Source organism: Burkholderiaceae bacterium (genome assembly GCA_024235995.1).
In the GTDB taxonomy this organism is placed as follows: Bacteria; Pseudomonadota; Gammaproteobacteria; order Burkholderiales; family Burkholderiaceae_C; genus Ottowia.
This window is the reverse complement of sequence record JACKLI010000001.1, coordinates 2,150,348-2,163,245: the sequence shown is the minus strand read 5'-3', so window position 1 is coordinate 2,163,245 and position 12,898 is coordinate 2,150,348. Positions and strand designations below refer to the sequence as shown.

General features: G+C 68.1%; 9 protein-coding genes. 5 read left to right on the top strand and 4 right to left on the bottom strand.

Features of this window, described 5'->3' with window-relative positions:
• Positions 1-90: 90 nt before the first annotated feature.
• Both H6927_10475 and H6927_10470 read right to left on the bottom strand, forming a co-directional pair.
• The gene (locus H6927_10475; GenBank protein MCP5218521.1) at positions 91-1,449 is read right to left on the bottom strand and encodes an insulinase family protein; all 1,359 of its coding nucleotides are present in this window, start codon (positions 1,447-1,449) and stop codon (positions 91-93) included.
• 10 nt (positions 1,450-1,459) lie between these two features.
• Positions 1,460-2,860 carry an insulinase family protein gene (locus H6927_10470; protein MCP5218520.1) on the bottom strand — a complete coding sequence of 467 codons (1,401 nt, stop codon included), beginning with the start codon at positions 2,858-2,860 and terminating at the stop codon, positions 1,460-1,462.
• 82 nt (positions 2,861-2,942) lie between these two features.
• Between H6927_10470 and selD the strand changes: the two genes are divergently transcribed.
• Positions 2,943-4,007 (top strand): selenide, water dikinase SelD, encoded by a 1,065-nt coding sequence (gene selD / locus H6927_10465; protein ID MCP5218519.1) that lies wholly within the window; start codon positions 2,943-2,945, stop codon positions 4,005-4,007.
• A gap of 49 nt (positions 4,008-4,056) precedes the next feature.
• On the opposite strand, the gene H6927_10460 is transcribed toward selD, so the two are convergent.
• Entirely contained in the window at positions 4,057-6,453 is a 2,397-nt protein-coding gene (locus H6927_10460) for a S8 family serine peptidase (protein MCP5218518.1), read from the bottom strand.
• 177 nt (positions 6,454-6,630) lie between these two features.
• On the opposite strand from H6927_10460, the gene ftsY reads away from it, so the two are divergent.
• Together ftsY and H6927_10450 are read left to right on the top strand one after the other, a co-directional pair.
• Positions 6,631-7,827 carry a signal recognition particle-docking protein FtsY gene (ftsY, locus tag H6927_10455; protein MCP5218517.1) on the top strand — a complete coding sequence of 399 codons (1,197 nt, stop codon included), beginning with the start codon at positions 6,631-6,633 and terminating at the stop codon, positions 7,825-7,827.
• Positions 7,828-7,915: 88 nt separating this feature from the next.
• Complete coding sequence (locus H6927_10450) at positions 7,916-9,007, top strand: FAD-dependent oxidoreductase (protein MCP5218516.1); 1,092 nt, start codon at positions 7,916-7,918, stop codon at positions 9,005-9,007.
• Between the two features lie 29 nt (positions 9,008-9,036).
• Here the strand turns inward: H6927_10450 and H6927_10445 are convergent, their stop codons facing one another.
• Positions 9,037-9,846: an enoyl-CoA hydratase/isomerase family protein gene (locus tag H6927_10445; protein ID MCP5218515.1), complete on the bottom strand. Its 810-nt coding sequence runs from the start codon at positions 9,844-9,846 to the stop codon at positions 9,037-9,039.
• A gap of 130 nt (positions 9,847-9,976) precedes the next feature.
• On the opposite strand from H6927_10445, the gene H6927_10440 reads away from it, so the two are divergent.
• Together H6927_10440 and H6927_10435 are read left to right on the top strand one after the other, a co-directional pair.
• The gene (locus tag H6927_10440) at positions 9,977-11,527 is read left to right on the top strand and encodes an acyl--CoA ligase (protein MCP5218514.1); all 1,551 of its coding nucleotides are present in this window, start codon (positions 9,977-9,979) and stop codon (positions 11,525-11,527) included.
• A 115-nt stretch (positions 11,528-11,642) separates the two neighbouring features.
• Positions 11,643-12,848 carry an ABC transporter substrate-binding protein gene (locus H6927_10435; GenBank protein ID MCP5218513.1) on the top strand — a complete coding sequence of 402 codons (1,206 nt, stop codon included), beginning with the start codon at positions 11,643-11,645 and terminating at the stop codon, positions 12,846-12,848.
• Positions 12,849-12,898: the final 50 nt, after the last annotated feature.

Below are 12,898 nucleotides of genomic sequence, written 5' to 3'. Positions count from 1 at the left end.
AAATCATACTCCTGTCCGCCAACCGCCCGCCCCTGCCGGCGTCAGGGCCTCATGCGGCGGCCCGGCCGGGCCGCCGCATCGGACGCCTGTTCAGGGCTTCGCGCCGACGACCACCGTCACCATGCGCTCGGGCTGCAGCACGCGCTGAAACGCCGTCCGGATGTCGTCCAGCGTGACGGCACCGACGCGCTCGCCCCAGTGCTCCAGGTAGTCCAGCGGCAGGCCGTTCCAGGCGATGTTGGCCAGGTTGCCCAGCAGCTTGCGGTTGCTGTCCAGGCGCAGGGCAAAGCCGCCGACCAGGTTGTCCTGCGCGGCCTTCAGCTCGGCGGCGGTGGGGCCCTGGGCAACGAAGCCGTCGAGCACCTGGCGCGTCACGGCCAGGGCCTGGTCGGCCTGGTCGGGGCGCGTCTGCAGGCTGATGGCGAAGGCCCCGGCGTTCAGCCCGGGCGAGAAGCTGCTGTACACGCCGTAGGTCAGACCGCGCTGCTCGCGCACCTCGTTCATCAGCCGCGAGCTGAAGCCGCCGCCGCCCAGGATGTGGTTGCCCACCAGCAGCGCGAAGAAGGCCGGGTCGTCGCGCTTGTAGCCGGGCTGGCCGATGAGCACGTGCGCCTGGGCCGACTGGAAGGGGATGCGGATGTCCTGCGCGGCCTTGAGCGGCTGCACCTCGGGTACCGGCGGCAGGGCCGGGCAGGTGCCGGCCTGGGGCAGCCGGCCCAGCAGCTCGGCCACCAGCGCGTCGGCCTGCGCGCGGCTGACGGCGCCCACCACGCTGACCTTGGCGCGGCAGGGCTGGATGTACCGGGCGTAGAAGGCCTGCATGTCGGCCACGTCGATGCGCCCCAGCGTCTCGGCCGTGGTCTGGTAGCCGTAGGGGTGGTCGCCATACACCGCCTTGGCAAAGGCCAGCGCGGCCTGGGTGCCGGGGCGCGTGAGCGACTCGGCGATGGCCGCCGAGATGCGCTCGCGCTCGCGCTGCCACACCGCCGCCGGCCAGGACGGCTGGCCCAGCTGGCGCGCGGCCAGGGCCAGCGCCTGGGGCAGCAGCCTGGGGTCGGTCAGCGTGCGCAGCGCAAAGCTCATGCGGTCGCTGCCGGTGCTGGCGCCGAAGTCGGCGCCCAGGTCGGCCCAGGCCTCGCCCAGCTGGTTTTCGTCCAGCGCCGACTGGCCGCCCAAGGCCGCCACGCCCTTGCCGGCCATCAGCGCGGTGGCGTCGGCCAGGCCGGCCTGCGCCTGCGGGTCGCGCCGGCTGCCGGCGTCGAAGTCGATCTGCACGTCGAGCATGGGGATGCCCGGGCTTTCGATGAACCACACCTGCGCGCCGCTGGGCTGCGTCCAGTGCTCGATGGGAATGGCCGCGTGCGCCGCGCGCAGGCCGATATTGAAGCAAAAAAAGGCTGCAGCCCCCACCAACAAAGCGCGAGAAGCTATTGTTTTTATAGATTTCATCATCTCTCTTTCAGCGCATGGACTCGGACGGCGCGGCGTCCACCGGGCGCTTGCCGGCGCCGGGCTGCGGCACCAGCGTGGCCACCGTCAGCCGGTCGTCGCCAAAGTACTTGCCGGCCACGGCCTGCACCTGCGCCGAGGTGATGGGGCGCAGCCGCTCGATCAGGCGCTCGTCGGCGTCCAGCGGCAGGCCCTGGATCCACAGGCTGCCCAGCTCCTGCGCCTGGCCCATGACCGAGTCGCGCTTGTAGATCTCGCTGGCCATCCACTGGGTCTTGACGCGGTGCAGCTCGGCCTCGCTCACGCCGTCCTGCGCCACCTGCGCTACCTGCGCGCGCAGCGCGGCCTCCAGCTGCGCCGCGCTCTTGCCCTTGGCCGGCACGCCGCTCAGCGTAAACAGCTGCGGCCCGCGCCCGATCAGCCCGTTGCCGGCGCTGGCCGAATCGGCCACGCGGTCGGGCCCCTGCGCCAGGTTGCGGTCCAGCCGCGCACCGCTGTAGCCGTCCAGCACGGCGGCCAGCACCGTCAGCGCCAGCGCGTCGTCGTTGTCGGGCGATGGCTCCAGGCCCTGCAGGCGCGGCACCTTGAAGGCCAGCGACACCACGGCCTGCTCGGCCGGGGCCTTGACCTCGATGCGCCGCTCGCCCGGCTGCGGCGGCTCGGGCTGCGGCTTGCGCGCGGGCACCGGGCGCGCGGCGATGGCGCCGAAGGTCTTTTGCGCCAGCGCCAGCACGGCGGGCGGATCGACGTCGCCCACCACCACCACGGCGGCGTTGGCCGGCACGTACCAGCGCCGGTAGAAGGCGCGCGCGTCGTCGGCGCGCAGGGCGTCCAGATCGCCCATCCAACCCACCACCGGGCGGCGGTAGGGCGAAGCGGTGAAGGTGGCCGCCATCTGCTGCTCGAACAGGCGCGCGCGCGGGCTGTCGTCGGTGCGCATGCGGCGCTCTTCCTTGACCACCTCCAGCTCCTTGGCGAACTCGGCGTCGCTGTAGCGGTTGTGCGCAAAGCGGTCGGCCTCCAGCGCCATCGTGTCGGCCAGCTTGCCGGCCGGCACCTGCTGGTAGTAGCCGGTGTAGTCGCGCGTGGTGAAGGCGTTCTCGCGCCCGCCCAGCTGCGCCACGCGGCGCGAGAACTCGCCCGGCGCCAGCGTGTCGGTGCCTTTGAACATCAGGTGCTCGAGCATGTGCGCCACGCCGGTGGTGCCGTTTTCCTCGTCCATCGAGCCCACGCGCACCCACAGCATCTGCACGGCGGTCGGCGCGCGCCGGTCGGGCTTGACGATCAGGGTCAGGCCGTTGTCCAGGGTGTATTGCTGGACCGCCGCACCGGGCTGTGTCTGCGCGTGCGCGTTGGCCGCGACAACCAGCGCCAGCGCGGCCAGCGATCGAACGAGAGAAATGTGAAGCATGGGCAGCCTGAGTCGGATGGGCGGGTGATGGTTCCCGCCCGCGCAGTGTGCCGGAGATCGCCCCATCCCCGACAATCCACGCATGACCACGACTTCTGCTCCCTCCGGCGCCGAGCCGCGCCTGACCTCGCTGTCGCACGGCGGCGGCTGCGGCTGCAAGATCGCGCCGGGCGTGCTCTCCAGCATCCTGCGCGGCACCACCGCCATGCCGCTGCCGCCCGAGCTGCTGGTGGGCATCGAGACCGCCGACGACGCCGCCGTCTACCGCCTGAACGAGCACCAGGCGCTGGTGGCCACCACCGACTTCTTCATGCCCATCGTGGACGACCCGCTGGACTTCGGCCGCATCGCGGCAGCCAACGCGCTGTCCGACGTGTACGCCATGGGCGGCACGCCCATCATGGCGCTGGCGCTGGTGGGCATGCCGATCAACGTGCTGTCGGTGGACACCATCGGCAAAATTTTGGAAGGCGGCGCCAGCGTGTGCCGCCAGGCCGGCATCCCGATCGCGGGCGGCCACACCATCGACTCGGTCGAGCCCATCTACGGCTTGGTGGCGCTGGGCCTGGTGCACCCCGACCGCGTGAAGAAAAACAGCGCCGCGCAGGCCGGCGACGTGCTGGTGCTGGGCAAGCCGCTGGGCGTGGGCATCTACTCGGCCGCGCTGAAAAAAGGCGAGCTGGGCGCCGACGGCTACGCGCAGATGATTGCCAGCACCACCCAGCTGAACACCCCCGGCCCCGACTTGGCCGCCCTGCCCGGCGTGCACGCCCTGACCGACGTGACCGGCTTTGCCCTGGCCGGCCACGCGCTGGAGCTGGCGCGCGGCGCGGGCCTGACGGTGCAAATCGACTGGCGTGCCGTACCCCTTCTGCCCGGCGTGCGCGAGCTGGCCGCGCGCGGCATCGTCACCGGCGCCAGCGGGCGCAACTGGGCCGCCTACGGCGCCGAGGTGGCGCTGCCCGCCGGCTTTTCGGACACCGACCGCGCCCTGCTGACCGACCCGCAGACCAGCGGCGGGCTGCTGGTGGCCTGCGCGCCCGATGCGGTGGATGCCGTGCTGGCGGTGTTCAAGCGCCAGGGCTTTGATCGGGCCGCCGCGGTCGGCCGCGTGCTGCCGCGCGGCGAGCGCGCCTTGGTGCTGTAAACCGCTTTGGCTGCGCACCGCGTTCGCACGCGGCGAGCAGCGCCGGCACTCAGCGCCAGCGGCGCCCCACCCCCCGGCCGCGCACCGCCAGCAGACCCAGCAGCGCGCTCAGGGCCAACCAAGCCTGTTCAGACAACGTGGGGATCGGCTGCAGCGCATCGCCCGTGCGCACGCCGATGCCGCCCGGATCGCGGATGATGCCGTCGGCCGTCAGGTCGTCGTCGCCGCGCTCGCCGTCGGTCAGCGTGAAGCTCACCTGGTTGCCGTTGATCGTGGCCGGGATGGTGTAGTAGTGGTCCACCGCATTGCCCGGCTCCTTGCCGTACTTGTAATACCGCGCGCCTGCAGGAATCGCGCGGGGGTAAGTCACGGTAACGGTGACGGCACCATTCGCCGCCGGGCAATGGGCCGCGGTGAACCGCAAGAATCCGTGCGGAAAGTTCACCCCCGCTGGCGCCGCCGCCGGCGCAGGCCCAAAGCCGCCGTGGGTGAAGCGGCACGCGGCACCACCGCCGCTCAGGGCGGCGCTGACCGTTCCCGAGCCGGTGTTGCCGCTGATCGTGGCAGGAAACTCCAGTGGCTGCGGCACCATCAGCAGGCCGTCGCCCGCATCGCGGTCACGCCCCGGCGCCTCGATGTCCAGCGCCGCGCCGCGCATGGCGGCCAGGATCTGCTTGGGCTTGGCACCAGGGTTGGCGCCCTGGATCAAGGCCGCGATGGCCGCCGCCGTGGGGGCCGCGGCCGAGGTGCCGCAAAACTGTTCGAAGCCGGGCGCGGTGGTGCTCCCGCAATCGGCCGCCGCCATGTCGACCTTGTCCAGGCGCATGCCCCCGCCCGTTCCGACCAGAAAATTCCCGGGCGTGATGGGCGCGCCATCCACGCCGAAGAACAGCTGGCGCGGACCGTCCGAGCTGAAGTCTTCCACCGGGTTGGCCGCGCCGCCCACGAAGGCCGCGCCCGCCGCCGCGCCCACGTCGACGGCCCCCACCGACAAGCCCGTGGCGTTGTGGCCATGGGTGCTTCCCGCGGTGGCCACCGCGGGGTCGAGCCGGCCGCGGTGGGTGTCGATCCGCAGGGCGCGGGCCTGGCTTCCGGGCGCTGCCGCTATGTAGATGCGCGCACCGGCTGGAAAGGGCGGGCTGGGCGCATTCAACTGCACGATTTCGTAAGGGTCCTGGGTGCCGTCCTGCGTGCCGGTGCTGGCCGCGATGATCTGCGTGCCCGTCTCATCGGTCACGATCAGGTCGTAGTCATTGGCGGATGCATTCAGCGGGTCGCTCCACTTCAGCGAGATGGTCCGGGTTGCTTGCGTCAGCTCGACGAAATTCTTGCCGCCAAAGTCGTGCAGCGTGGGCCCGGCCGGTGGCGCGGCGCCCGCGATGGCGGACGGCGGCGGCAAACCGCTGGCCACGAAGTCGCCCTCGTAGGTGCCCGAGGACCGATGCGTGAGGTTGCCCGAGTTGGCCGAGGAAGAAAAATACAGCACCCCAGCGGCCATCACCTCATCGACCACCTGGGCGATCGGCCCATACTGAAACGCCCCCTCGCTGTAGTAGCTCACATCGTCCACGATGATGGTGCAGTCGTAGGGCGAGGTCGTCAGCGCCTCGATGTTGCTGGCCATCGCCGCCAACGACCCGCCAAAGCCGGTGGCAAACACCAGCTTGGCACCCGGCGCCATGTCGTGCACGATCTCCAGCATGGCCGTGCCTTCATCTCCCGCGCCGGCCTGGCCGGGCACCACCGTCACGTCGGCGGGCAACTCGCCCGCGGCCTGGCTGGCGGCCAGTGAATCCACCCCGTCCGAGAGCACGCACACCGTGGCGCCGCTGCCCGTGTGGCCTGCGGCATGGGCCGCATCGGCGCGGTGCGCCGCGACGCCTTCCCAGACCACGCTGCCGGTCAGTACCTTGAGTGCAGCCGGCGCCGCGCCGTGCGATCGTGGTTTGAGCTGCTGCAGCTCGCGCGGCGTCGGCTCACGGCGGTTGGTGGTGGCCGGCTCGCGCGGGCCGATGGACTGCACGTCGGGGCGCTGAGCAATGGCGTCCAGCGCCGCCACCGGCACGCGCGCGGTGATGGTGCGAAAACGCGGGTAATCCAGCAGGTCCACGCCTCCCTGCGCGCGGACGAAGGCCAGCAGCTCGGGCGTCACGTCGGCCTTGATGACAACAAAGATGCGGTTGTCGGCGCCCACGTTGTGCCGAGCAAACTCGCGCACGCCCGCCGGCAGGTCCGCCGCGCGCGCCACCCCGTCCGACTTGAGCTGGCCCTTCGCCTGCGCCCGATGCAGATCGACCAGCACCGAAGTCATCTTGCGCTCAGCCGGCGTCCGGCTCGCCTTGTCGCCCCAGGGCGCCTGCGCCATGGCCGCCCCGGCCATCAGGCTCAGGGCCAGTGAGCATCCCAGCAACCGTGCGTGCGCACCCCGAATGGTCCTGTCTTCCATCGTCGCAATCTTTCAAAATATGAAAAATCGCCAAATGTAACAAAAACCATTCGATCTTTTGACGTACATCCAGTCGCCTGCGTGACCGCGACTCGACCATCCGTCGTGCTCAACCACCGGGTTCGGCTGCGGTCCTGTGCGTCGTGCGCGGTTTGCCGAGCCGATAATCGGCCCCCAATGTTCAGCTTTTTTCGCCGCAAGAAGGCCGCCGACCCGGCGCCTGCCCCCGTCTCGGACGCCGGCCTGCCTGTCCAGGACGAGGCTGCCGCGCCTGTCGAACCGTCCCCACCAGCCGCGCCTCCCCCCCCGGTGGCGGTGGCCGATGCATCAGCGGCCTTGCTGCCGATGGAATCCACGAATACTATCGAATTGATAGCTGATAGCGCTCTACCAGCAAGCGCGGAAGCCGTATTCGACTCCCAAACAGCGCCTGAACCCGAGGCCGCGCCCCAGGCCGAAGCCATTGCCTCGCCCTCGCGCGGCGGCTGGCTCGATCGCCTGAAAAGCGGACTGAAGAAGACCGGCAGCTCGATCACCACGGTGTTCACCGGCACCCGGATCGACGACGCGCTGTACGAAGAGCTGGAAACCGCCCTGCTTCTGGCCGACACCGGCGTGCCCGCCACCGAGCATCTGCTGGCCGAGCTGCGCCGCCGCGTGAAGGACGCCAGGGCCAGCGAGCCGGCGCAGGTCAAGGTGCTGCTGCAGGACGCCATCGCCGAGCTGCTGAGCCCGCTGGAAAAGGCGCTGGTGGTGGGCGTCTACCACCCCACCGTGATCATGGTGGCGGGCGTCAACGGCGCCGGCAAGACCACCAGCATCGGCAAGCTGACCAAGCACCTGGCCGACGCCGGCGCCAGCGTGCTGCTGGCGGCGGCCGACACCTTTCGCGCCGCCGCGCGCGAGCAGCTGGCCGTGTGGGCCGACCGCAACCGGGTGGAGATCATCAGCCAGCAGGGCGCCGACCCCTCGGCCGTCGCCTTCGACGCGGTGGCCGCCGGCCGCGCGCGCCGGCTGGACGTGGTGCTGGTGGACACGGCCGGGCGCCTGCCGACGCAAAAGCACCTGATGGAGGAGCTGACCAAGATCCGCCGCGTGGTGACCAAGGCCGACATCACCGCCCCGCACGAGGTGCTGCTGGTGATCGACGGCAACACCGGCCAGAACGCGCTGGCGCAGGTCAAGGCCTTCGACGAGGCCATCGGCCTGACGGGCCTGATCGTGACCAAGCTGGACGGCACGGCCAAGGGCGGCGTGCTGTGCGCCATCGCGCGCGAAAAGCCGCTGCCGGTGTACTTCATCGGCGTGGGCGAGAAGCTGGAAGACCTGCAGACCTTCAAGGCGCGCGAGTTCGCGCAGGCGCTGGTCGGCTGACCGCACACCGCGCCGGCGGGGCCTGCAACGGTTTGCAACGCCAGCGCGGTGGCCGCGCGGCGTGGCGCGCAGTCGATAAACTCGCGCCATGACCGTGAATTCCCCCCGGAAGCACCTGGTGCTGATCGGGGCGGGCCGCGCGCACCTGCAGGTGCTGCGGGGCCTGGCCCGCCAGGCCGCCAGCGACTGGAGCGTGTCGCTGGTGGCGCCCCATCCCTACTACATCGAAGCCGGCATGCTGTCCGGCTACGTGGCCGGCCACTACGCGCTGGACGAGATCCGCGTGCCGCTGGACGCCCTGGTGCAGGCCAGCGGCGCCCAGTTCGTGCCGGCCCACGTGCTGGCGCTCGACCCGGCCGCGCGCCGCGTGCAGCTGTCCACCGGCGACGCCCTGCCCTACGACGTGCTGTCGATCGACGTCGAGCCGGCGCCCGAGCGCGAGGCCGTCGAGGCCGCCATGCCCGGCGCGCGCGGCAACGCCATGTTCCTGCGGCCGATGCAGGCCTTCGTGCAGCTGTGGCCCCAGCTGCAGCAGCTGGCGCAGCAGCGCCCGCTGCAGGTGGCGGTGATCGCCGAGCGCCTGCCCGGCATCGAGCTGGCCATGGCCGCCGCGCACGCGCTGGCCGCGCCGCACGGCAGCCGCGTCACGCTGGTGGCGGGCGACGCCCCGCTGCTGGCTGAGCTGCCCGCCGGCCTGCAGCGGCGTGTGCTGGCGCGCCTGAAGGCGCTCGACATCACCGTGCTGCAGGACCGCTGCATCGGCATCGAGCCCGGCCACATCGCGCTGGCCGGCGGTGCCACCCTGCAATGCGACGCGCCCCTGCTGGCGCACGGCCTGGGCACCCCGGGCTGGCTGGCGGCCTCGGGCCTGCAGACGGCCGAAGACGGCTCGCTGCAGCTCAACGAGCGCCTGCAAAGCGACAGCCACCGCCAGGTCTTCGTGGTGCCCTCCGGCGCGCCGGTCGAGGTCGGCCCCGCGCTGGAGGCCAACCTGCGCACCGCGCTGCAGGGCGGCGCCTTCCGCAAGGCGCCGCTGGGCCCGGCGCGGCTGCACGTGGTGGGCGGCGGCCACGACCACGCCATCGCGGTGTGGGGCCCGCTGGCCCTGGAAGGGCGCGAGGTCTGGCACTGGAAGGACCGGCGCGACCGCAGGCAGCTGGCCGCGCTGTTCGCGCTGTAGGTCGGCGTCCGCTCAGCCTCAGCCAGTCATCAATACTTCGGCGCGCGCCGCTCGCGCAGGCTGGCCACGCCCTCGTGCACGTCGGGGCCGCCAAAGCCCATGAACTCCAGCGCCAGCGAGGTGTCGAAGCTGGGCCCCGCCTGGCGGTACCAGTTGTTGAGCGAGTACTTGGTCCAGCGGATGGCGCTCTGGCTGCCGGCGGCCAGTTTGTCGGCCACTTCGTAGGCCTTGGCCAGCAACTGGTCGTCGTCCACCGCCAGCGACACCAGGCCGATGCGCTCGGCCTCCTCGCCGCTGACGGCCTCGCACAGCATCAGGTGGTACTTGGCCTTGGCCATGCCGCACAGCAGCGGCCAGCAGATGGCGGCGTGGTCGCCCGCGGCCACGCCCAGGCGGGTGTGGCCATCGACGATCCGGGCGCTTTTGGCGGCAATCGACACGTCGGCCAGCAGGCCGGCCACCAGCCCCGCGCCCACGGCCGGGCCGTGCATGGCGCTGACGATGGGCTTTTCGCAGTTGATGACGTTGTAGACCAGGTCGCGCGCTTCCTTCCACACGCGCGAGCGCACGGCGAAGTCGCTGGCCATGTCCTGCACCAGGGCCAGGTCGCCCCCGCCCGAGAAGCCCATGCCCTCGCCGCGCAGCACGGCCACGCGCACGCTGTCGTCGCGGTCGATGTCGCGCCAGATCTCGCTCAGCTCCCAGTGGCCGTCGTGGCCGGCGGTGGGCAGCTTGCCGTTGGCGGCCTTCATCTGCAGGTCGATCACGCAGCCGCCGTCGCCCCGGCGCGTGATGTGGAAGGTCTGGTAGCGGCTGTAGTCGGGGGCGGGGTGGCTCATGCTGAGTATCTGACTCAATGATGAAATTGAAAGGAAAATTGCGTGCCATCGTAACAAACAAGTCTGCTTGTGTCCCAGACAACCAACCGGCTACCATTCGCGCAACGCCACTGACTCATTGATTGCCCCCATGCTCACTGCAGACATGCTGCGCCGATCGGCCGCACGATTTCCTGAAAAACCAGCAATCGTTTTCTGCAGTCAGATGCAACGCAAGGTGCTGACCTACCGGGAACTCAACGCGCGAGCCAACCAGTTAGCCCATGCCTTGCTGTCGTTGGAACTCCCCAAGGGCTCCAAGGTCTCGATGCTCTCCAGAAACTTGCCCGAGTACGGCATCGTCTTTTTCGGCTGCGCTCAGACTGGGTTGGTACTGAACAACGTCTCTATCCTCTACGCCGACGATGAACTGGCCTGGGTATTGAACAAGAGCGATACCGAGGTGCTGATCATCGATGGGCAATTTGCGGATCGCATCCCCTACGTGCGCCAACACTGTCCCCGGATTCGACACGTGATCGTGATCGGCCTCGACGAGCACCCCTCAGCCGTTGGATTCGACGCATTCATAGCCCGCCGGCCCGACACCGCTCCCGCCCTTGAGCTGAGCGAATGGGATCCGTTTTGCATGACCTATACCGGCGGCACCACGGGTCGACCCAAAGGCGTATTGATGCACCATCGTGCACGCGCCGTCACGGCACACACCGTCGTGGTGGAGGAGCATCTGGTGCCGGAAGACGTGATCGCGATCGTCACGCCGCTCTTTCACGTAGCCGCCCTCAACATCATGTTTCAGCCCGCCGTGCTGATTGGCGCCACGTGCGTATTTATCACACCGTGGTCGCCCACCGAATTCATGAACGCGGTTGAAACCGAGCGGATCACGGCCGGCTTCATGGTACCGACGCAAGCCAACACCTTGATCACCCATCCTGAATTTGAACCGGGGCGGCTGGCCAGTTGGGTCAAACTGTCATTTGCGGGAGCTCCCATGCCGGACTGGGTGCAAACCGAATTGACCCGCCGACTGCCACAACTGCAGCTGACCCAGATTTACGGACAGTCGGAGATGGGGGTCATTGCAGCATTGCCCGCCCACATGCTCAAAGCCAAGTTGGGTAGCGTTGGGCGCCAGCCGTTCAACGTCGATCTTGCGGTATTGCGCGCCGATGGAACCCATGCCTCGCCAGGCGAAATCGGCGAAGTGGCGACACGCGGCGAAAACGTGATGATCGGCTATTACAACGAGCCTGAACAGACAGCTGCCTTTTTTCGTCACGGCGGTGGTTGGGGCCTGTCCGGTGATGTCGCGACCATCGACAGCGACGGCTACATCACCTTGGTGGATCGTGCAAAAGACATGCTGATTTCGGGTGGAGAAAACGTCTACCCCAAAGAGATCGAGGACGTCATCTACGGACTCGAGCCCGTGGCGGAGGTGGCGGTGTTCGGCATTCCAGATGACAAGTTTGGCGAGGTGCCGGCAGCCTACATTCAACTCAAACCAGGCGCCAGCCTGACCGAAGCTGATGTGGTCGCTCGATGTGAGCAGCGGCTAGCCCGATTGAAGCGTCCACGCCTGGTCAAATTTGTCGAAAATTTTCCGAAGACACCCATCGGGAAAATTCAAAAAAATCTGCTCAAAGAGCCATTCTGGAAAGGTCGCAAGAAAATTTGATCCACGTGAACACGCATTCGTGATCTCCACGGGCTTTCCCGGGTTGTTGCACGGATCAAGACCATGTCAACATGACAGCTTCGGCTTATTCAATTTCTCACTTTGGAGTTCTTTGATGTATAGACCCCTTCGCCCCCTCTCTCGGCGCTTGGTGCTGTCACGCAGTGCCGCAGTGGTTGGCGCAGGCATGAGCAGTCTGCTGTTGCCACAGCTTGCTCATGCGCAATCCGGCAAGGTGCGTATCGGGCTCATGCTGCCCTATACCGGAACTTTTGCACAGATCGGTGTGGCCATCGAAAACGGTATCCGCATGGCCATTTCCGATCAGGGCGGCAAGCTGGGAGGTCGCGAGATCGAATGGTTCAAGGTCGATGACGAGTCTGAACCATCCAAGGGCGTGGAAAACGCCAACAAGCTGGTTCAACGTGACAAGGTGGACATTTTGATCGGTACTGTCCACTCAGGCGTTCAAATGGGCATCCATAAGGTGGCGCGCGAATCGGGCGTGCTCAACATCATCCCCAATGCCGGTGTTCTGGCGGCTACCCGTGCCCTCTGCGCACCCAACGTATTTCGAGCAAGCTTCAGCAACAACCAACCGACTTTGGCGTTGGGCAAGCCCATGATGGAGCGAGGTCTGAAAAAAACGGCCTGGATCACGTGGAAGTACGCAGCTGGCGACGAGGCATTGGATGGCTTTAAGGAAAGCTACATCAAGGCGGGAGGCACCATCGTGAAAGAGTTGGGTTTGCCGTTCCCCAACGTCGAATTCCAGGCCTTGTTAACTGAAATCGCATCACTCAAGCCTGACGCGGTGGCATGCATGTTTGCCGGTGCAGGAGCCGCCAAATTCTTGAAGGACTATGCCGCAGCTGGGCTGCACGGCAAGATTCCATTGTGGGGTTCCGGTTTCTTGACCGAGGGTACGCTGGAGGCAGCAGGCGCAGCCGCCGAAGGCGTCATGACGACGCTGTTTTACGCCGATTCGCTGGACACGCCGCGCAACAAGCAGTTTCGCACGGCCTATGCGCAGCAGTTCAAGATGCAACCCGATGTATTTTCCGTACAGGGCTACGACTCAGGCCTGCTGTTGATTGCCGGTGCCAATGCCGTCAAAGGCGATTTGGCCAACAAACCGGCTCTGTACAGGGCTATTGAAAACGCCGTGATCGACAGCCCGCGCGGCAAATGGTCGATGAGCAAGGCGCACAACCCGGTGCAGGACATCTACCTGCGCGAGGTGAAGAAGGGCGACAACGTGGTGGTCGGCGTGGCCGCCAAAGCGCTGGCCGACTCCGGCGCAGGCTGCAAGCTGGGCTGAAAGCGCCCCGCATCCTGCCGACGACGGCGGAGCGATCCGCCGTTTTTTTC

Bases quoted from the DNA above. Each gene is read 5' to 3' on its own strand.
- H6927_10475 (MCP5218521.1), bottom strand. From the start codon at position 1,449: ATGAAATCTATAAAAACAATAGCTTCTCGCGCTTTGTTGGTGGGGGCT.
- H6927_10470 (MCP5218520.1), bottom strand. From the start codon at position 2,860: ATGCTTCACATTTCTCTCGTTCGATCGCTGGCCGCGCTGGCGCTGGTT.
- selD (MCP5218519.1), top strand. From the start codon at position 2,943: ATGACCACGACTTCTGCTCCCTCCGGCGCCGAGCCGCGCCTGACCTCG.
- H6927_10460 (MCP5218518.1), bottom strand. From the start codon at position 6,453: ATGGAAGACAGGACCATTCGGGGTGCGCACGCACGGTTGCTGGGATGC.
- ftsY (MCP5218517.1), top strand. From the start codon at position 6,631: ATGTTCAGCTTTTTTCGCCGCAAGAAGGCCGCCGACCCGGCGCCTGCC.
- H6927_10450 (MCP5218516.1), top strand. From the start codon at position 7,916: ATGACCGTGAATTCCCCCCGGAAGCACCTGGTGCTGATCGGGGCGGGC.
- H6927_10445 (MCP5218515.1), bottom strand. From the start codon at position 9,846: ATGAGCCACCCCGCCCCCGACTACAGCCGCTACCAGACCTTCCACATC.
- H6927_10440 (MCP5218514.1), top strand. From the start codon at position 9,977: ATGCTCACTGCAGACATGCTGCGCCGATCGGCCGCACGATTTCCTGAA.
- H6927_10435 (MCP5218513.1), top strand. From the start codon at position 11,643: ATGTATAGACCCCTTCGCCCCCTCTCTCGGCGCTTGGTGCTGTCACGC.